Origin of the sequence: Desulfofundulus sp. TPOSR, from assembly GCF_011393055.1 — a bacterium.
GTDB classification, from domain to species: Bacteria; Bacillota; Desulfotomaculia; order Desulfotomaculales; family Desulfovirgulaceae; genus Desulfofundulus; species Desulfofundulus kuznetsovii.
This window is the reverse complement of the sequence record NZ_JAAOEF010000002.1, coordinates 408,115-428,418: the sequence shown is the minus strand read 5'-3', so window position 1 is coordinate 428,418 and position 20,304 is coordinate 408,115. Positions and strand designations below refer to the sequence as shown.

The window sequence follows — 20,304 nt, the reverse complement described above, 5'->3', positions numbered from 1 at the left end:
GTCGCAAAACCAGAAACCAAACGGGCGGCGGTCGTCCCTTAAGGAGCGACATTGCGGAGGGCCGGATACGAAACACGGCGCAGCCGAGGTTAGCGAACCGGCAGCGCGAATCGCGCTGGTAGCAGTATCGATATAATGATTGGGCTACTTAGGCTATAACTTTTTATGAGGAAAGTAAACTTCCGGCGCATATGCAGCGCTGCCAGGTTCGCTCCGAGGCAAGCCGATGTTTCGTCCGGCCCGCAGCACGGAGCGACGGGGGACGACCGCCGCCCCGGGTAGTTATGCGACAGTATCGTGTGTGTAAATATCGGTAAAACGGCGCCGCATCCAGCTGGGTTCACAGGCTACTGATCATCCTCCAGGTGGCGCAGCAACTGGGACACGGTTACCAAACGGTAGCCGCGGGACTTTAATTCTTTAATGATTACCGGCAGCGCTTCTGTTGTAGGAGCCGTGGGATGCATCAGCACAATCGCTCCATTATGGACCTTTTCCAGAACCCGGTTGCTGATCACCTGGGGTTCGGGACGCTGCCAGTCCACGGTGTCCACACTCCACAGGATGGTCCGGTACCCCGCTTCCCTGGCTGCCTGGAGCACTGACTGGCCGTGTTCGCCGTAAGGAGGAGCAAATAATTTCGGGCGCTCCCCGGTTATTTTCACCAGCACCTCCTCCGCCCGGCGGATGTCCTGTAAATTACCGCTTACTGAAAGCTGGTCCGGGTGGGGATGGGCATAGCCGTGACTACCAATTTCGTGCCCCTTTTGGTGGATCGTCCGGGTCAACACCGGAAATTGTTCCGCCCACTGCCCGCCAATAAAAAAGGTGGCTTTTACACCTCCCCTTTCCAAAATATCCAGCATTTGGGGCAGATACTCTTCCCCCCAAAACACATTTACTGTGAGGGCAATTTCCTTTTCCCGGCTGCTGCCCTGGTAAACGGGTTGCGACTGTACCGGCAACGCCTGCAGGGAGAGGTTATACCAGTATCCCCAGGCCAGGAGGGAAAAACTAAGCATCAGGAGCAAAAAGCCCCGTAACAATCGCTGACGGCTAAAAAAATAAACGCGCATCCCAGCCACCCTTTCCCGGTTCATCACCACATTTGTATGCCGGGAAAGGGCTCTGTATCGCCTCTTTTTTTCCTCAAATTACGCCGTCACACGACGCCACACCCCGCCAGTAACAATAATAAAACCCCTCCACGAAATAAACCATGGTAGGGGAGTTTGTTATTTTTAGTTTAGTGGCGGCCCTGGCGACCCTTGGGACGCCGGTGATGAGGTGCTGCCTCCCTGGGTTCCGGGGGCAGGGCTTCCTTGCGGGAAAGCTTCAAACGCCCCTGGTTGTCAAACCCGATGGCTTTCACCACAATGGTGTCTCCCTCTTTTACCACATCTTCCACCCGGTTCACCCGGTGGTGGGCCAGGTGGGAAATATGCACCAGTCCCTCTTTGCCCGGCATCCCAAATACACCGGGTACCACTTCCACAAAAGCACCAAAGTCGGTGACCCTGGTTACTTTACCGGTGTAAATCTCGCCGACCACCACATCTTTGGTAATATTTTCAATGATCTCCAGGGCCCGTTTGGCCGCCGCGGGATCTACAGCCGCGATATAAACCCGGCCGTCGTCTTCAATATCGATCTCCACGCCCGTCTCATCGATAATTTTCTTGATCACCTTGCCGCCCGGACCGATGACTTCGCGGATCTTGTCGGGATCGATAACAGTATGAATAATTCGGGGCGCATAGGGTGATAATTCCGGTCTGGGTGCAGGAATAACCTCCAGGATCTTGTTTAAAATATACAGGCGTCCCTCCCGGGCCTGGGCCAGCGCCTTTTCGAGAATATCCGCACTTATGCCGGGAATTTTGATGTCCATTTGCAGGGCGGTAATTCCCCTGGCCGTGCCGGCCACCTTGAAATCCATATCCCCCAGATGGTCTTCGATACCCTGAATATCGGTGAGGATGGCAACCCTGTCCTCCTCCTTAACCAGTCCCATAGCCACACCGGCCACCGGTGCTTTAATGGGGATGCCCGCATCCATCAGGGCCACGCAACTTCCGCACACGCTCCCCATGGAGGTGGAACCGTTGGAAGAAAGAACCTCGGAAACCAGGCGGATGGTGTAGGGGAAAGTATCCTCGCCGGGAATCACCGGCTCCAACGCCCGTTCCGCCAGGGCGCCGTGACCAATTTCCCGCCGCCCGGGGGAACGCATGGGCCGTGTTTCCCCGGTGCTGTAGGGGGGGAAGTTATAATGGTGCATAAACCGTTTGGCTTCCTCAATACCCAGATCGTCTAAAATCTGTTCATCGGAAATGGCGCCCAGGGTGACCACCGAAAGCACCTGCGTCTGCCCCCGGGTGAAAAGTCCTGAGCCGTGGGTGCGGGGCAGAATCCCTGCCTCTACACTGATAGGCCGTATTTCATCTAAAGCGCGCCCGTCAATGCGAACTCCTTCCTCCAGGATGAAACGGCGCACGATCTTTTTCTCTACCGCCTCAATGACGGCCAGGATGGATTGTTCCTGCTCGGGGAAGGTTTCCCGGAAGGATTCCACCAGTTTAGCCTTTACTTCATCCAGGAATGCTTCCCGGGCCTGTTTGTCCAGCCGCCGCTCAATGCACTGCCGCACGGCCGCCGTCAGTTCCTCAGCGGCCGGCCCGCTAACCGCCTCTTCTACCTGGGGATCCACCTGAGCCAGGACGGGGGTGATCTTCTCTTTGGCCAGGCCGAGGGCCAGGGCTTCTTCCCGGAAATTCTCGATGAACTCAACTATTTCTTTCACTTTTTCGTGCCCAAAGGTAATTCCCCCTAATATCTGGTCTTCGGGCACCTCCTTGGCACCGGCTTCAACCATCATCACCGCGTCACGTGTTCCGGCCACCACCAGGTGCATTAAACTTTTTTCCGCCTGAGCCAGCGTGGGGTTGATCACATATTCCCCATCCACCAGCCCCACAATCACACCGCCAATGGGGCCTTGAAATGGAATTTCACTGATGTGCAGGGCGGCGGATGCTCCGATCATGGCGGCTATTTCAGGAGCATTGTCCTGGTCGACGGACAAAATGGTGGCCACCACCTGCACCTCGTTGCGGCAGCCCTTGGGGAAGAGGGGCCGTATGGGCCGGTCAATCAATCGTCCGGAAAGAATAGCCTTTTCGCTGGGACGGCCCTCACGCTTAATGAAACCGCCGGGGATTTTTCCCACTGCATATAGCCTTTCCTCGTAATCCACCGTGAGAGGGAAGAAATCAATCCCCTCCCGCACCGTTTTGGACATGGTAGCTGTAACCAGCACCACCGTATCGCCGTAGCGTACCAGGACTGCCCCACCGGCCTGCCCGGCTACCCGGCCTGTTTCCAGCTTCAGGCAGCGGCCGCCGATTTCAATTTCTTTAATTAAAATAGGTTTTTCTGACATGTAAAGCTACCTAACCTCCTGTTTAACCTACCTAAATTTTCATAAATGATATTTCTTCTACATAATAAATATTATTTCCTGCTGACGAAGTAAAAAATACTACTCTTCCCCGGGGGGCAAACGAAGCCCGCCAGGCCTATAGTGAAAAAAGGCGGGTTAGCACCCCGCCCTTCTTACTTCCGCAGGCCCAGTTTTTCAATCAGTGCCCGGTAGCGGTCGAAATTCCTGTCCTTTAGATAGTTGAGCAAGGCCCGCCTCTGGCCGACCATTTTTAACAGACCGCGCCGGGAATGGTGATCTTTCTTATGAACCCGCAGGTGCTCAGTCAGGCTGTTAATCCGTTCGGTCAGGATGGCAATCTGCACTTCCGGAGACCCGGTGTCGGTTTCATGCAGTCTGTGTTCGGCAATGAGGGCCTGTTTCTTTTCAGACGTCAGCGCCACCGAGAAGTCACCTCCTCCTTAACTGTAATCGCTGCTGGCCAAGCTAACCGCCGGAGAAACGAGTTCCCTAGCCAACAGTTCACGGGAAATTTATTTCCCGATTATAGTAATCACCAGGCGTCCGCCTGGGATATCTTTGGCCACAATATCAAAAACCCGGCCCGACCGGGCTATAAAGCCGCGAAAGCGTGTTGCTGTAGGAATACGCCCGGGAATGTTACTTGCGGCTACCGTTATATCGGCTATGGTGATGCCTTCCTGCCGCAAATCCTTGAGGCGCTTTTTGGCGTGCTCGGTAATAATAATCCGCATGGCCCAATTGTAACTATAAGGTCCCGGACTGGCAAATCCGGTTATCCTCTTCCTGTGCGACAAAGGCGTACAACGCGTCCACAAAGGCTGCAAGTGTGTAATTCTCTACCTCGGACTGGCGATAAATTTGCTCCAGTTCCTTTTTGAGTTCCTGAAATTCCTCGCTCAAACAAATTAGGGCGATATGATTGAGCCATTTTTTGATCTCCTCGTCAGGAGAATCCAACCTGGGAACCCCCATTTAAAAAGTCTCCCTTCCCCATACACGGGAGGCTTAGCGGTTTTATTTTAGCACAATCCCGGAAAGAAGTAAACTTTACTGTAAATATTCAGTGAACCCGGTTGGATGCGGCGCTGTCACGCGCCGACAGCACCGCGGCTCGCTTCGGGCCGGCTCTGGCTCTCTGCGGATTGCCCGCCACTAATCATTCTTCGTTGTTACCTCTTGAAATAATATGTCTTAAAAGGTCTTCTTCCGGGTAGTTCATCATGTGTCCTCGAGAGCCGAGCCGGCAGCCTCGCTTCACCGGGTGCTGTTACCGGCGCTTCGCAAGTCGTTCGCTCCGGACAGCGCCGCATCCTCCTCATAACGGTTTTACTGAATATTTACTTTACTTGTATTTATATGACCTTTGTTCCCCGCCGTATTCCATCCTGGCCTGGTGGATGTCTTTCTGGATCTGGGCTACCAGCTCGGCCACGGAGGCAAACCGTCTCTCTTCCCGCAGGCGGCGCCTGAAGCGCACGAGAATCCAGCACCCGTAAAGATCACCCTGAAAGTCGAGCAGGTGCACCTCGATGTTGGGCCGGGCGTTTTTAGCGTTAAAGGTGGGTTTAGTCCCGATATTGGCTACACCCAGGAAGCGGTCACCATCTACCTCCACCTCCACCGAGTACACCCCGTTGGCCGGTATCAAAAGCCCCTCCTCGGGATTTAAATTGGCGGTGGGAAAACCCAGAGTTGCCCCCCGCCGGTCTCCGGTGACCACCTGGCCTTCCACAAAGGGATAGTAACCCATGAAGCGGGCGGCCTTTGTAACTTCCCCGGCCAGCAACAGGCTGCGGATCAGCGTGCTGCTCACCACCTGGCCGTCCACAGTTACCGGAGGCACCACATGTACCTCGAACCCGTATTTGTGGCTGTATTCTTTTAAAAGTTCGGGAGTACCCTCCCCCCGGTAGCCGAAGGTATAGTTATAACCCACGAAAACGGCTTCTACACCCAATCCCCGGAACAATACTTCTTCAATAAACTCCCGCGGGCCAATCCGGGCAAACCCGGCAGTAAAGGGAACGCGTAGCAAAACTTCCACGCCCAGGCGGCACATGATCCTCTCCTTGGCGCGGGGGGTAAGCAGCAAAGGGGGGGCATGTTCCGGATCTAACACCGCCAGGGGATGAGGATGAAAGGTGAAAACTGCCGGCGTAGCTTTCCTTTCACGAGCTGCGGCCACCATTTTGCAAATCAACTGCCGGTGTCCCAGGTGTACTCCATCGAAGTTCCCCAGGCCGACCATCAAATTTGCATATTGATTTCGTATTCCTTCCCATGTTTCGTAAACTTTCACAGTGCATCAAGCCCCCTGGCAACATATACGTAATAAGTAATTAAATCAACACCCTTACAGGTTTAAACTGGTAGTAACCCGGCCGTTTCGGATCGGCCACCGGCCTGGCCACAGCCAAAACAGCCCGGCCAGTACACAGTCTGACCAGCTGGCCTTCCTGCAAAAAATCTGGTGCTGCAGCCACACCCGGCCAGTATAAAGGGCTGCCGGACTTAACCCGGTCCACTGCCCCCGAGCGGACATATATGGGGGGGCAAGTGCTCCAGCGCCTGCTCCAACCTGACCAGCTTACCGGAAAGCCTGCCCTGCCGGGCAAATTCCTCCACTTCTTCCAGGGTAAGTGCTTCATCCAGGGAAAAAACGCCCGCCCTGGTGCGTAAAAGAAAACTCATATACGCCCCGCATCCCAGTAGTTGTCCCAAATCGGTGCATAATGTGCGTATGTATGTTCCGGCTGAACAGGCCACGTCTACCAGGGCCCGGGGGTGAGGCGTACCTGCGCGATCCATGCGTACCAACCGCAGGGAATAAATATTTACCCGTCGAGGCTGTCGTTTCACCTCTATTCCCTGCCTTGCCAGCTCATAAAGCTTTTTTCCCTGGTGACGAACCGCCGAAGTCATGGGCGGAACCTGCATGATTTCGCCCACAAAGGCCCTTAAGGCTTCTTCTAACGCCCCGCTGGTTAGTGATGCGGCATCGCCCCGGTAAACTATTTCCCCAAAGGCGTCGCCGGTGGAAGTGGTCCGGCCGAAGGTAATTTCCACCCGGTATTCCTTATCACCGGGAAGAAACTGGATTACCCGGGTAGCCCGTCCTACGCATACCGGCAACACCCCCGCCGCCCCCGGGTCCAGGGTGCCGGTATGACCCGTCTTCCCACCACCCATTAAGCGCCGGATAAAGGCCACCACATCATGGGAAGTCATCCCGGGCGGCTTTAAAATGTTCAGAATACCATCCATATTAATCCTCCTGCATCGCTTTCAGGACGGCCTCCACCACCCTTTTGGTGATCACCCCTCCTTCTCCTTCCACCACCGCTCCTGCAGCCCGGAGGTGGCCCCCACCGTTAAACTGGGAAGCTACGCGCTGTACATCCACCCGCCCCCGGGAGCGAAAACCTACCTTCCAGCGGCCGGGAACAATTTCCCGGAACAACAGGGCCACCTCCACCCCGCGCAGGGAACGCACATAGTCAATGAGCCCATCGGTATGTTCTTCCTGGGCTCCCAAACTGTCCAGTGTTTCACGGGTAACGATCATCCAGCCTACCCGCCCACAGGGAGTAAGGTCCAGCGTCTGCAGGGCCGCCTGGAGAACCCGCAGGTGTAAAAGGGATTTCTGTTCAAAAAGCAATACATTCAGCCGGGCGGCATCAACCCCTTCTTCCATGAGCCTGGCCACCCGGCGGTGGGTGAGGGGGGTAGTGTTCTGGTAACGAAAGGAACCGGTATCGGTAACAATGGCCGTATAAAGGCAGCTGGCTATCTCCACCTGCGGAGGTACCTGCAGCAAGTCTAAAAGGTCCTGGATAATCTCACCGGTTGCCGCCGCCTTCGGATCGACATAGACATGGTGACCAAAATCGTGTTTGCCCACGTGATGGTCAATGATACAGACCACCAAATCGCGAAAAAGCAGCTCCTTTAAAGGCCCCAGCCGGTCGGGTACGGAACTATCCAGGACCACAAAGGTATCATAATTCCCCTTCAAGGCCTGCTCCCCGATGAGAAAGCGGTCCGCCCCGGGAAGAAAGTGATATAGCTCGGGCAGGGGATCGGGACTGGCCAGGGTTACTTCCTTGCCCAATTTTAAAAGACCGAGGCCAAGGGCCGCTACCGAACCCAGGCAGTCCCCGTCGGGCATGACGTGCCCGCTTAAAACTACCCGCCTGGACTTTTTAAGGCATTCCGCTATTGTACCCAGGCTAGTCATCACCCGCGGCACCCCGTTCTTTCACATCATGCAGCAACTCCATCACCCGGATACCCCGCTGGATGGAAGGATCGAGCTTAAAGGAAATTTCCGGGGCATACCTTAAGCGGATCCGCCGCCCCAGTTCACTGCGCACGTAACCCCGGGCGCGATTCAAGGCTTCAAGGGAAGCTTTAGCCTCCTCCTCCGAACCCAGGACACTGAAAAAGATCCTGGCATAGCGCAGGTCAGTCGACACCTCGACCCCGGTAATGGTGACAAAACCGATGCGAGGATCCTTGAGTTCATCCCGTAGCATGTCCGATACTTCTTTCTTAATTATTTCGGCCAACCGTTCCGGACGATAGGGCACAATCCGCACCTCCCCCTTCACCCTGCTAGGCCAGTTCCCTTTTTACCGCTTCCGTGGTGAAGGCCTCGATTATATCGCCCTCCCTGATCTCATTATACTTTTCCAGGGCAAGGCCGCACTCGTAGCCCTGCATCACTTCCCGGACGTCATCCTTGAACCGTTTTAAGGAATCCAGCTTGCCTTCGTAAACAACCACGCCGTCCCGGATGACTCTGACGCCCGCATCCCGGACAATTTTGCCATCAGTCACATAACAGCCGGCAATGGTGCCCACTTTGGAAATCTTAAAGGTTTTCCGTACTTCGGCCCGGCCAAGGATCACTTCCCGGTACTCGGGCTCCAAAAGACCGCTCATGGCCGCCTTGACGTCTTCGATGGCATCGTAAATTACCCGGTAGAGGCGGATATCCACCTTTTCTTTCTCGGCCACGCGGCGGGCGTTAACATCGGGACGTACGTTAAAGCCGATGATGATGGCGTTGGAAGCCGAAGCAAGCATGATGTCCGTTTCGGTGATTGCCCCCCACGCCCTGGTGGATGATATTTACCTTTACTTCTTCCGTGGACAAACGCTCCAGGGCCTGTTTCAACGCCTCGGCCGAACCCTGTACGTCGGCCTTGATGATCACCCGCAGTTCCTTAACCTGGCCTTCTTTTATTTGGTTAAAGAGGTCGTCTAAGGAAACCCGGGGCATGGCGGCTTTAAATTCCTCTTCGCGCTTGCGGCTGGCCCGTTTTTCGGCTATTTGACGGGCGGTCTTTTCATCGGGCACTACAAAGAACTGGTCGCCGGCATGGGGTACTTCCGAAAAACCAAGGACCTCTACCGGCGTGGAAGGACCCGCCTTTTTCACCCGCCGGCCCTTATAGTCCATCATAGCCCGCACCCGCGCCCATGTCGTACCCGCGACCAGGTTGTCGCCCACCGAGAGCGTGCCGTTTTGCACCAGCACCGTGGCCACCGGACCCCGCCCCTTGTCCAGTTCGGCCTCAATCACCGTTCCCCTGGCGGGACGGTTGGGATTGGCTTTCAGTTCCTGCATTTCAGCCACCAGCAGGATCATTTCGAGGAGATCTTCCAACCCCTGGCGGGTCTTGGCGCTGACGGGAACCATCACCGTATCGCCGCCCCATTCCTCAGCCACCAGAGCGTACTCGGTGAGCTGCTGTTTAACCCGGTCGGGGTTGGCATCGGGCCGGTCGATCTTGTTGATGGCCACTATAATGGGTACGCCGGCAGCTTTGGCGTGGTTGATGGCTTCCACGGTTTGGGGCATTACCCCGTCGTCTGCCGCCACCACTAAAATGGCGATATCCGTGACCTTGGCCCCCCGGGCACGCATAGCGGTAAAAGCTTCATGACCCGGGGTATCCAGAAAGGTAATTTTTTTGTTATTATGCTCCACCTGGTAAGCACCGATATGCTGGGTAATCCCACCGGCTTCTGTGGCGGTAACATTGGTCTCGCGAATGGCGTCCAAAAGGGAAGTTTTCCCCGTGGTCCACGTGGCCCCATAACCGTGACCACACAGGGGCGCGGCTGTAGATCGGCGGGATCATCTTCCGGCTCCTGCATGAAGAGAGCCTCCACATCCTGTTCCACCTTGACTTCCACTTCAAAGCCAAATTCCTGGGCCAGGATAGTGGCGGTATCGGCATCAATTTCCTGGTTGATGGTGGCCAGCACACCCAGCATCATTAGTTTCTTAATTACCTCGGCCGGGCTCTTCTTCATTTTTTCGGCCAGTTCCTTCACCGTGATGGATTCGCCAATAACAATGGGCTTTTTCTCCGCCACAGGTTTGGGTTCCGGCTCCCTGGGCGCCGTTTTCTTTTTCTGGCTGGTCAGGGGCCGCAACTTGCGGTCGGCCAGCGTTTCATTCAGGAGCTCTTTCCTGTCCCGAACCCGGGCAGTATGTTGTTTTTTCCTGTTTCTTCTCCCCCCGGCTTTTATCGGACCGCACTTTTTCGCTAACGGCCTTAATTTCCTGCGGGACTTTGGGTACCTTTAAATGTTCAGGCTTTGTTTTGGCCGGCTGGCGCCCGGCAGCTTCACCCTGGGAAGGGGCGGCCTGGACCTTTCTTTCGGCAGGCGTTCTGCCGCGGGCAGCAGGCTGCTGCACCCTGTTGGTGGGCTGCTGAGCCTGTTGGGGTTGCTGGGCCTGTACCCTTGGCTGGGGTTGGGGCGGTTCCACCTTCAACGGGCGCTCCTGAAAACGCCGGTCCGGAGGACGGGAGGGTACCCGGTCCACCAGCCCCGGCCCGCGGTCATAGCGCCGGGCGTCCTGCTGATGCCGGGGACGTTCCGAATGCCGTTTTTTCTGGTTGTTTTTGCCCTCCTTAGGTTTATCCGTCCTGGCCTGCGCCTGGGCTGCCGGTGCCTTGGCCTGCTGGTTTACACCTTTAGCGTTCACCACTTTTTCATTCCCGCCCTTTAACTCGGCCAGCACCCGCTCTACCTCCGCATCCTGCAGGGTAGAGAGGGGCGATTTCACTGAAATGCCCATACTACCAAGCTTTTGCATCAGTTCCTTACTTTCTATGTCCAGTTCTTTGGCCAGTTCATGCACTCGTTTTTTGACCATGCAAACACCTCCAGAGTGGGTGGCTGGTGGTTAGTCATCAGTCGTCAGTTGCAGCTGTCAGTCGCCACCAACCACCAACGACCAACAACTAACGACTAGCCACTATCTCCCCTTTCTAAATGTTTTAAAATCCCTTGGGAAAAGTTTTCATCGGTAATAGCCATGACGGCACAGGTGGCCCGGTTCATGATACGACCCAATTCTTCTTTTAGCCCCCAGGTAACCACGGGAACCCCCCTGGAACGGCTCCAAAACAAAAAGGTCCTTCTGGTACGCCCGGAAGCATTGGTGGCCAGGAGCACCAGTTTGGCGCAACCCCGCTGGATGGCGGCACGTACCGCTCTATCCCCCCCAACGACGCGCCCGGCACGCCGGGCCAGAAAAAGCATCTGCGTTACTCCCCCCCCCCTCATTCCTGCAATCCCTCGGCCAGGGACTGGATAATTTCCGGGGCAACGGGGCGCTGCAGAGCCTTCTCCAGCCGCTTGCCTTTAACGGCCTTCTGCAAACACTCCCGCCGGGGGCAGATATAGGCTCCGCGCCCGGAACGCTTGCCTGTAGGATCAATCTCAACGGTGTCCTGGGGAGTACGCACCACCCGGATTAGCTCTTTCTTTGGCCTCATCTCCTGGCAGCCCACACACATCCGCAAAGGCACCTTTTTTACCCTGGGCAAATGGATCACCTTCCTTATGCCCTAATTTACAGGACAGTGTCATCACCATAGTACTCCCTGTACTCCTGGGCGTATATCTCCTGCATCTGGGATTCGCTCTTGATATCTATCTTCCACCCGGTGAGCTTGGCTGCCAGGCGGGCATTCTGACCCTCCTTGCCAATGGCCAGGGAAAGCTGGTAATCCGGCACAATCACCCGGGCAATTTTTTCTTCCTCCCAGATCTCCACCGCCACCACTTTGGCCGGGCTCAGGGCCGCGGCCACAAATTTAGAAGGATCGGGATTCCACTTAATTACGTCAATTTTTTCCCCGTTTAGCTCGTTAACAATGGCCTGGATACGCACGCCCTTGGGGCCCACACATGCTCCCACCGGATCGACTTTTTCTTCCCGGGAATAAACGGCGATTTTGGACCGGTAGCCGGCTTCCCGGGCAATAGCCTTCAACTCCACCAGGCCTTCCTGGAGCTCCGGCACCTCCAGTTCTAAAAGCCGTTTCAACAGGCCCGGATGGGTACGGGAAACCAGTATTTGCGGCCCCTTGGTAGTCTTGCGTACTTCCACCACGTAGGTTTTAATCCGGTTTCCGGAGCGGTATTCTTCCCCGGGCATCTGTTCCGGCGGGGTTAAAATGGCTTCCGTCCGGCCCAGGCTGATGTAGACATTCTTTTGTTCCACCCGCTGGATAATCCCGGTGACGATATCCCCTTCCCGGCTGGCAAATTCCTCGTACACTATGTTGCGCTCGGCTTCCCGAATCCGCTGGACCACCACCTGTTTGGCCGTTTGGGCGGCTATCCGGCCGAAGTTTCGGGGGGTAACCTCTTTTTCAATCACATCCCCCACCTGATAGCGGGGATCGATTTTCCGGGCTTCCTCGAGGGAAATCTCCAGCCGGGGATCGGTCACTTCCTCCACCACCGTACGCTGGGAATAAACCTTGAAATCACCTGTCTGGCGGTCAACAATTACCCGGGCATTTTGCAGGGAACCGAAGTTGCGCCGGTACGCGGAAAGCAAGGCTGCCTCAAGGGCCTCGAAAAGGATCTCAGCCGAAATGCCTTTTTCTTTTTCCAGTTCCTTTACGGCTGCCAAAATTTCGGTATTCATCTTGCCTGCCTCCTAGAGCCAACTTGCCTTTAACCGTGCCGTTGCCACCTGGGAAAAGGGGATGCGCCGTTCCTGCCCGTCATCCAGGGTAAGCACCACCATCTGGTCCTCCAAACCCTCCAGGCGACCGGTGAACTTTCTTTGTCCATCCTGGGGGGTAAAGGTGGTGAGCTGCACCCGGTGCCCCGAGAAGCGCTCAAAATCTGCAGGCTTCTTTAATGGCCGCTCGATGCCGGGGGAAGAAACTTCCAGGTGATAGGAATGGGGTATGGGATCTGCCTCATCCAAGAGGGGATCCAGGCTTTCGGATACCGCCTGGCAGTCATCCAGCGTTACCCCCCCGGGCCTATCAATGAAAATGCGCAGGTACCAGCGTCCCCCCTCCTTCACATATTCCACGCCGACCAGCTCTAACCCCAAGCCGGTTACCAGCGGAGTGGCCAGTTCCTCCACTGTGGCCACAACCTTGTTTTTAACCACGGCTGTATCCTCCTCTTAGATCATTAAGGTTGTATCTGTAGTTGTATCTGTATATTATAAGACGAAAGAGTGGGTGTTACCCACTCCTGTTACTGACAAAAGGTTACAGACATAAACCAAATGATAGTATACCACATAAAATAACGGCTGGCAAGGGTTTAACTGCTGAGTTATCCCCACTTTCCAACTACCCTGTTTTGGCTCCCGCTCGCTCCAGTGAGCCTCGCGGGCCAAACTAGTGCTCGGCTCAAAGCTCCGGCAGGCTTCCCGGCCAATTGGAAGTTGGAAGTCAGATGTCAGAGGTTGGAACTGCTGTTGGAATTCGCTGCGCGAATTCCTTCCTATTTCCGACTTCCAACTTCCGACCTCTAACCTCCATTTTCGGCATCCATGCCCTCGGGCCTGCCTTCGCTTTTCGCCTCGCTAAGTTTGGCTAGCCGCTCGGCTCAAGTCGCTCGCTACCGAGCCAAAACAGGGGCTTAAAAAAACTGGGGATACTTCAGTTTTAACTGTGCCGGTGTTCGACCCGGTACACCCCGGGCAAAGAGGCCAGCTTGTTCAGGATTAACACGCGGTTGACATGGGGGCGGAACTGAACGGTAATTTCCAGTAACTGGCGATCTCCATCACCCATTTTTTCGATTTCAATATTTTTAACAATAAGACCAAATTCATCCAATAGGGCCCCCACCCTCTGAATATCTTCGGGGGCACTGGTCACCACAAGGTTCAATACGTCCTCCTGCTGTCTTTTGCGCACATAATCTTCAATGGCCCCCAGAATGACCAGGGCGAATAGAACCAGGACGGTACCCAGGGTAGCCGCCAGGTAAAACCCGCCTCCTGCCGCCAGACCGACACAGGCCACCACCCACAAACTAGCCGCGGTGGTCAGCCCGCGCACCAGGGGGCCTTCCCGCAGGATGGCTCCGGCACCAAGAAAACCAATGCCGCTGACCACCTGGGCGGCCACCCGGGCCGCATCACCCTTAAACTGGAAATGAAGGCCCTCCGATACCACCATGGCCAGGGCCGACCCCACACAAACCAGAATATGGGTGCGAAAGCCCGCCGAATAGGTGCGGATGGAAACGTACAGCCTTTCCCGTTCCAGGCCGATCATTCCCCCCAGAACGACCGCCAGCACCAACCGCAAGATAATTTCCTTTTCCGTTAACACAATCTATCCCCCCGCCACCTTCAACACACCACTACTGCTCCCTTGCCGCGGCCGGGAGATCCTGTTGTAAGATCCTTTGCATTAATTCCACTGCCTCCCGGGCGGCATGGGGCTTACCAAGACGCGTAGCCGCCGCCGACATATCCCAAAGACGCCTTTTATCTAAAAGACAGGACAGAATCTCCCGGCCCAAGTCCTGAACCCTGTTCACCTGTACCGCAGCACCGGCCCGGCAGAGATATTCGGTATTGCGCTCCTCCTGACCCGGCAGGGGATCTACAATAAATATAGGTAGGCCTTTTGCCAGAGCCTCGGCACAACTTAATCCGCCGGCCTTGCCCACCATGATATGGGACACCGACATAAGCTCGTGGATATTATCGATAAACCCAAAAACCCTGGTGGGGTGGCAGTTGGACTCGGCCAGCTGCAACAGCCGTTGCCGCAGCTGTTCATTGCGTCCGGCAACTACCAGCAGCTGGCAGGGTACGGAACCGTTCCCCAGGTATTGTACCGCTTCGGCTAGAGGGCCCAAACCTAGACCGCCTCCCATGACCAGCACGGTGGGGAGACAAGGGTCCAGGTTAAGCTTCTGCTGGATGCTCAAGCGATCCACCGGCCGGGCAAAGGCGGGGTCTATGGGGATCCCCGTTGCGTGCACCCGTTTCAGGGGAATGCCAAACTCCGCAAAGGGCTCCTTTAAGTCTTCGCTGGCCACCACGTAAGCATCCACCCCGGGAAAGATCCAGAAGGAATGGACGGTAAAATCGGTAATGGTAGCCATAACCGGCATCCGGAAAAGGCCCTGGCTTTTCAGCCGGTCCAGAATGCCCACGGGAAAGGGGTGGGTACAAACCACCAGCTGGGGGCGGGTTTGTTTCAAAAACTTAACCAGTTTAGGGGCGGTCAATTTGTTCAGGATGCGGTTGAATTCCTGCTTGGCAAATCCTGAAAGGGGTTGACCCCGTTCTGCCTGACGGTAAAGGTAGCCATAAACCACCGGGGTAATTTTGAGCATTTCCATGTAGGTGCCCAAAATCACTTTTTCTAAAAAAGGGCTGGTATACCGGAAGGTGTCCAGGACAATTACTTCTGCGGCCGGGTTGCTTTGTTGAATGGCCTCTCTTAAGGCATGAGCCGCCCGCATATGACCCGTGCCGGCCGTTACCGACAAAATGACCACCCGTTCAAGGATAGCCATAACCATCCCCTCTAAGCCAAAGCAATAAACTCCCGGACATGATCGGTAATCCGCTCTCGCGGCACCAGCCGGGTTTCCCCGCTAGCCCGGTAGCGCACCTCCAGTTCCCTTGTCTGGACTGCCTGGTTGCCCACAGTAATACGCAGGGGGTAACCCACCAGATCCGCATCCTTGAACTTTACCCCCGCCCGTTCGGGACGGTCGTCCAGGACCGCTTCTATTCCGTTGGCCTGCAGTTCCCGGTAAACCTCTTCGGCCAGGCCCATTTGCTGTTCATCCCTGTGGTTCACCGGAACCACCACTACATGGAAGGGAGCGATGGACACCGGCCAGATGATCCCGTTTTCATCGTGGTTTTGCTCCACAGCCGCTGCCATGGTCCTCGTTACGCCAATACCGTAACACCCCATGATTATGGTCCGGCTCTGGCCGTGCTCATCCAGGTAGGTGGCTCCCAAAACGCGGCTGTATTTGTCTCCCAGCTTGAAAATTTGTCCTACCTCAATACCGCGGGTTTCCTTGAGGGGTGCGCCGCATTTGGGGCAGGGACCCCCGGCCCGCACCTCACGTATATCCGCCACCACCTGGGGAGTAAAATCGCGTCCCGGATTTACATTGACCAGGTGGGCATCATCCCGGTTGGCCCCGGCAACGGCATTAACCAGCAACATGACCTCCTCATCGGCTACCATCGGGACACCCTGCAGGCCCACCGGGCCGGCATAACCCACCGCGGCCCCGGTGATCCTTTCCACGGTGGCCGCATCGGCCAGCTCCAGGCGCAGCACGTCCAGGACCTTTTGCAGCTTAACCTCGTTAACTTCCCGGTCACCCCGCACCAGGGCGGCCACCACTCCTTTTTCGGTCTGGTAAAGAAGAGTTTTGATCAGGCGGCGGGCATCCACTCCCAGGTAACCGGTCACCTGTTCCACCGTGTGCATATCGGGAGTGTCCACCGTCTCCAGGGGCCGCGGCATTTCTTCAGGGGTTACGCCATGCTGCCGTACCGGCGAAGTGGCCCGCTCCACATTGGCCGCATAACCACATGACTCATCCGGGCAAAAAACCACCAAAGCCTCCCCGGAATCGGCCAGCACCATAAATTCGTGGGTATCATTGCCGCCAATGGCTCCTGAATCGGCCTCCACCGGGCGAAACTTTAACCCGCAGCGGGTGAACACCCGGGTATAGGCCTCGAACATTTTTTGATAGCTTATTTCCAGGCCGGCTTCATCCCGGTCGAAGGAATAAAGATCCTTCATGATAAACTCCCGTCCCCGTAACAGGCCGAAACGGGGACGACGCTCATCCCGGTATTTATTCTGGATCTGGTATAGCAGCTGGGGCAGCTGGCGGTAGGAGTTGACTTCCTGCCGTACCAGGGCCGTTATAATTTCTTCATGGGTGGGACCGAGGCAGAAATCCCGCCCGTGCCGGTCCTTCAACCGGAACAGCTCCGGGCCGTATACGTCCCAGCGGCCGGACTCCTGCCAGAGTTCCGCCGGCTGGATGATGGGCATCATAATTTCCTGGCCGCCCTGGCGGTCCATCTCTTCCCGGATGATTTGTTCTATCTTTTTGATTACCCGCCAGGCCAGGGGCAAAAAGGTATACACACCCGCCGCCGCCTTGCGGATGAATCCGGCCCGCAGCAATAACTGGTGGCTCACCACCTCTGCTTCGGCCGGCACTTCTCTTAATGTTGGCAAAAACAACTGACTGACACGCACTTATGTAAATCCCCCTCACTCTCATTTCTCCGAAAGAATGTTTTCCACTTCCCGTACCAGGGCGTCCACCAGGTCCTGTTCACGAACCCGGCCTATAATACGGCCGCCCCGGAAGAGAATCCCAAACCCCTTGCCCCCGGCAATGCCCACATCGGCGTGGCTGGCCTCCCCGGGACCATTTACCGCGCAACCCATAACGGCCACCTTTAAAGGTTTGTCCACCCAGGAAAGGCGCTCCTCGACCTCCAGGGCAATGCGCTCCAGGTCGATACACGTCCGCCCGCAGGTGGGGCAGGAAATGAGCTCGATTCCCCGCCGGCGCAGGCCCAGGGCCTTTAAAATTTCATAGCCCACCCGCACCTCCTCTACCGGATCCCCGGTAAGGGACACCCGGATGGTGTCACCAATTCCCTGGGCCAGCAGCGCCCCGATACCCACAGCCGATTTGATTGTTCCGGAGCGGACAGTTCCGGCTTCGGTTACGCCCACATGAAAGGGATAATCCACCTCCCGGGCCAGCAAGCGGTAGGCTTCAATCATCACCGGCACATCGGATGCCTTTAGGGAAACCTTGATCTCCCGGTAACCCATTTCTTCCAGCAACCGGATATGCCGCAGGGCACTCTCCACCATGGCCCGCGGAGTTGGTCCACCGTGCTCGGCCAGCAGGTCTTTCTCCAGGGACCCGGCATTGACCCCAATGCGGATGGGAACCCTTCTTTTCCGGGCGGCATCCACCACGGCCGCCACCCGTTCCCGGCCCCCGATATTGCCCGGGTTAATCCGCAGGCCGTCCACACCGCTATCCAGGGCCGCCAGGGCCAGGCGGTAGTCAAAATGAATATCGGCCACCAGTGGGATGGGACACCCGGCCTTGATTTCTTTCAACGCCCGGGCAGCCTGCAGATCGGGAACGGCCACCCGCACTATTTCACAGCCCGCCCGGACCAGCCTGTGGATCTGGTCCAGGGTGGCCCGGACATCCCGGGTATCGGTGTTGGTCATGGACTGCACCGAAACGGGCGCCCCTCCTCCTACCTGTACATTACCGAGATTGATGGGGCGGGTGTATCTTCGCTGCATGGATTTACCCCCGTTAGAGCAATCCCAATATATCTTTATACGTGATGACCATGATCAGGAGCAGCAACAGGCCAAACCCCACCAGGTGGACAAAATTTTCCTTCGTGGGGTCCACCGGCCGCCCCCTCAACCCTTCCAGGGCCAGGAAGAGAAGCCTGCTGCCGTCCAGGGCGGGAATGGGCAAAAGGTTGAACAGGCCCAGGTTGATGCTTAAAAAGGCGGCCAGCTGCAGGAGGTAAAAGAACCCCAGCTGGACGGCGGTATGAATTTCCTGGACAATGCGCACCGGCCCTCCCACTTCTGCCGGAGCCTGACCGACAATCATCCTGCCGACAAACTCCAGGATCAATCCGCTGAGGCGTACTGTATACTCCATCCCCCGGTACAGAGCCGCAAAGGGGCCCAGAGGACGCATCTCCTGGCGGGGGTATATGCCGATCATACCCCGGCCTTCGGCATTTACGGCCGTAACCAGTTTAAACTTTTCCTTTCCTCCATCCCGCAACACCGTCACGGTAATGGGCTGCCCGGGATGGGCATTTACCAGATTGGTTATATCCTCCCAGCGCGTTACCGGCTGGTCGTTAATGGCAATGATCCGATCTCCCGGTTTTAAGCCGGCATTTTCGGCGGGTTGGCCGGGAACCAGTTTGCCGATGGTGGTGGTAGGGGTTGGAAAGCCGTGAACCATGAAAATAACCATCAGCAAAAGGGCGGCCAGGAGGAAATTCATCAACGGACCGGCCGCAATCACGGCAGCCCGCTGCCCCACGGTCTTGTTCTTGTAACTCTTTTCCTCGTCCTCCACTTCCTCCGCCGGATCCATCCCCGCCATGCGCACAAAGCCGCCCAGGGGGAACAGGCGCAGGTTGTAGGCAGTTTCCCCGCGGGGGATGCTTAAAAGCTTGGGGCCAAAACCCACGCTGAACTCGTGAACCTTAATGCCCACTCGCTTGGCGGCAATGAAGTGGCCCAGCTCGTGAAAAATAATCAGCAATCCGAAAACCAGAATGGAGGCCCAGAATGTCTGCATCATCATCACCTTCTTGCTTTTTCCCGCGCTGCCCCGCGGGCCCACCGGTCTGCGGCCAGAATCTCTTCCAAAGTAGGCTCGTAAACGACCGCGTGCTCCTCCATAACCCCGGCCACAAGCCGGGGTATGGCGGTGAAATCAATTTCCCCGGCCAGGAAAGCATCAACGGCAATCTCATTGGCGGCATTAAGCACTGCCGGCATGGTCCCGCCGGTGCGGCCGGCGGCGTAGGCCAGGGCCAGACAGGGAAAGCGCTTGGTGTCCGGCGGTTCAAAGGTGAGTTCGCCTAAAGCAAACCAGTCCACCCGGGGCAATTCACTGGGCCAGCGGTCGGGGTAAGAAAGGGCGTACTGGATGGGCAGGCGCATGTCCGGCAGGCCCAGCTGAGCTATGACCGAACCGTCGACAAATTCCACCATCGAGTGGATAATGCTCTGGGGATGGACCACCACTTCTATTTGATCATAATCCACGGCAAAAAGCCAGTGCGCTTCCAGGACTTCCAGCCCCTTATTCATCAGGGTAGCCGAATCTATGGTAATCTTCTTTCCCATCCGCCAGTTGGGATGAGCCAGAGCCTCGTCTACCGTGACCCGGGAAAGATCGGCGGGTTCTTTGCGAAAGGGCCCCCCCGAAGCCGTAAGGATAATCTTACCCACCCTGTTTTGAGGCTGGCCGGCAAGACACTGCCAGATGGCCGAATGCTCGCTATCCACCGGTAAAATACGGGCTCCCTTTTCCCGGGCAAGCTTCATGACCAGCTCACCCGCGGCTACCAGTGTTTCCTTGTTGGCCAGGGCAATATCCAGCCCCTTTTCCAGCGCCGCCACCGTAGGACCCAGCCCCACGGTTCCTGTAAGGGCGTTTAAAACCACCCCGCTATCAACGGCGGTCGCCACGGTCACCAGACTCCCGGGGCCCCAGAAAATATCAGGCAATTCCTCAGGGGGGAGGTTTTGGGCCAGTTCCCGGGCCGCTTCCTCCCGGGCCAGGGCAACCACCCGGGGGCGGAATTCCCGGATCTGTTCGGCCATAAGGGGCCAGTTGCTCCCGGCGGCCAGGCCGGCCACACGCATTTTATCGGGAAACCGCCTGATCACGTCCAGAGCCTGCCGGCCAATGGAACCGGTGCTGCCGAGGATGACAATCTCTTTCATGTTTATCCGTCT

At 56.5% G+C, this 20,304-nt stretch carries 20 protein-coding genes and 1 pseudogene; all 21 read right to left on the bottom strand.

Going from position 1 to position 20,304, the window contains the following annotated elements; genetic code table 11:
* Positions 1-347 precede the first annotated feature (347 nt).
* Positions 348-1,076, bottom strand: a complete 729-nt coding sequence (locus G7K71_RS10665; RefSeq protein ID WP_166346121.1) for a polysaccharide deacetylase family protein — start codon at positions 1,074-1,076, stop codon at positions 348-350.
* Between the two features lie 170 nt (positions 1,077-1,246).
* Positions 1,247-3,442 carry a polyribonucleotide nucleotidyltransferase gene (locus G7K71_RS10660; protein WP_013823571.1) on the bottom strand — a complete coding sequence of 732 codons (2,196 nt, stop codon included), beginning with the start codon at positions 3,440-3,442 and terminating at the stop codon, positions 1,247-1,249.
* A gap of 173 nt (positions 3,443-3,615) precedes the next feature.
* Positions 3,616-3,885: a 30S ribosomal protein S15 gene (gene rpsO, locus G7K71_RS10655; RefSeq protein ID WP_013823572.1), complete on the bottom strand. Its 270-nt coding sequence runs from the start codon at positions 3,883-3,885 to the stop codon at positions 3,616-3,618.
* Between the two features lie 90 nt (positions 3,886-3,975).
* The gene (locus tag G7K71_RS10650) at positions 3,976-4,197 is read right to left on the bottom strand and encodes a hypothetical protein (RefSeq protein WP_041282941.1); all 222 of its coding nucleotides are present in this window, start codon (positions 4,195-4,197) and stop codon (positions 3,976-3,978) included.
* A gap of 13 nt (positions 4,198-4,210) precedes the next feature.
* Positions 4,211-4,438, bottom strand: coding sequence for a hypothetical protein (locus tag G7K71_RS10645; RefSeq protein ID WP_013823574.1), 228 nt, complete (start codon positions 4,436-4,438; stop codon positions 4,211-4,213).
* Positions 4,439-4,808: 370 nt separating this feature from the next.
* A complete protein-coding gene (locus tag G7K71_RS10640; protein WP_013823575.1) occupies positions 4,809-5,765 on the bottom strand; it encodes a bifunctional riboflavin kinase/FAD synthetase in 957 nt (318 codons plus the stop codon).
* Positions 5,766-5,805: 40 nt separating this feature from the next.
* A complete protein-coding gene (locus tag G7K71_RS19435) occupies positions 5,806-5,991 on the bottom strand; it encodes a hypothetical protein (RefSeq protein ID WP_243174828.1) in 186 nt (61 codons plus the stop codon).
* Positions 5,978-6,730 (bottom strand): tRNA pseudouridine(55) synthase TruB, encoded by a 753-nt coding sequence (gene truB / locus G7K71_RS10635; protein ID WP_243174826.1) that lies wholly within the window; start codon positions 6,728-6,730, stop codon positions 5,978-5,980. Before truB ends, G7K71_RS19435 begins: the two co-directional genes overlap by 14 nt.
* A 1-nt stretch (position 6,731) precedes the next feature.
* Positions 6,732-7,703, bottom strand: coding sequence for a bifunctional oligoribonuclease/PAP phosphatase NrnA (locus G7K71_RS10630; protein ID WP_166346262.1), 972 nt, complete (start codon positions 7,701-7,703; stop codon positions 6,732-6,734).
* A complete protein-coding gene (gene rbfA, locus G7K71_RS10625; RefSeq protein WP_013823578.1) occupies positions 7,696-8,055 on the bottom strand; it encodes a 30S ribosome-binding factor RbfA in 360 nt (119 codons plus the stop codon). The genes G7K71_RS10630 and rbfA overlap by 8 nt, the downstream gene beginning before the upstream one ends.
* A gap of 25 nt (positions 8,056-8,080) precedes the next feature.
* Positions 8,081-10,640 (bottom strand): annotated as a pseudogene (infB, locus tag G7K71_RS10620) (translation initiation factor IF-2).
* A gap of 95 nt (positions 10,641-10,735) precedes the next feature.
* Entirely contained in the window at positions 10,736-11,029 is a 294-nt protein-coding gene (locus G7K71_RS10615) for a L7Ae/L30e/S12e/Gadd45 family ribosomal protein (RefSeq protein WP_166346119.1), read from the bottom strand.
* A gap of 20 nt (positions 11,030-11,049) precedes the next feature.
* Positions 11,050-11,316, bottom strand: coding sequence for an RNase P modulator RnpM (rnpM, locus tag G7K71_RS10610; protein ID WP_013823581.1), 267 nt, complete (start codon positions 11,314-11,316; stop codon positions 11,050-11,052).
* Between the two features lie 26 nt (positions 11,317-11,342).
* Entirely contained in the window at positions 11,343-12,428 is a 1,086-nt protein-coding gene (gene nusA / locus G7K71_RS10605; RefSeq protein WP_013823582.1) for a transcription termination factor NusA, read from the bottom strand.
* A gap of 12 nt (positions 12,429-12,440) precedes the next feature.
* Entirely contained in the window at positions 12,441-12,908 is a 468-nt protein-coding gene (rimP, locus tag G7K71_RS10600) for a ribosome maturation factor RimP (protein ID WP_166346116.1), read from the bottom strand.
* Between the two features lie 505 nt (positions 12,909-13,413).
* Positions 13,414-14,088, bottom strand: a complete 675-nt coding sequence (locus G7K71_RS10595; RefSeq protein ID WP_013823584.1) for an MgtC/SapB family protein — start codon at positions 14,086-14,088, stop codon at positions 13,414-13,416.
* 31 nt (positions 14,089-14,119) lie between these two features.
* Positions 14,120-15,289 (bottom strand): MGDG synthase family glycosyltransferase, encoded by a 1,170-nt coding sequence (locus G7K71_RS10590; protein WP_166346113.1) that lies wholly within the window; start codon positions 15,287-15,289, stop codon positions 14,120-14,122.
* An 11-nt stretch (positions 15,290-15,300) separates the two neighbouring features.
* Positions 15,301-17,019 (bottom strand): proline--tRNA ligase, encoded by a 1,719-nt coding sequence (locus G7K71_RS10585; protein WP_166346110.1) that lies wholly within the window; start codon positions 17,017-17,019, stop codon positions 15,301-15,303.
* A 21-nt stretch (positions 17,020-17,040) separates the two neighbouring features.
* The gene (ispG, locus tag G7K71_RS10580; RefSeq protein ID WP_166346108.1) at positions 17,041-18,102 is read right to left on the bottom strand and encodes a flavodoxin-dependent (E)-4-hydroxy-3-methylbut-2-enyl-diphosphate synthase; all 1,062 of its coding nucleotides are present in this window, start codon (positions 18,100-18,102) and stop codon (positions 17,041-17,043) included.
* A gap of 13 nt (positions 18,103-18,115) precedes the next feature.
* A complete protein-coding gene (rseP, locus tag G7K71_RS10575; RefSeq protein ID WP_166346259.1) occupies positions 18,116-19,135 on the bottom strand; it encodes an RIP metalloprotease RseP in 1,020 nt (339 codons plus the stop codon).
* A 5-nt stretch (positions 19,136-19,140) separates the two neighbouring features.
* The gene (locus G7K71_RS10570) at positions 19,141-20,292 is read right to left on the bottom strand and encodes a 1-deoxy-D-xylulose-5-phosphate reductoisomerase (RefSeq protein ID WP_166346105.1); all 1,152 of its coding nucleotides are present in this window, start codon (positions 20,290-20,292) and stop codon (positions 19,141-19,143) included.
* Positions 20,293-20,304: the final 12 nt, after the last annotated feature.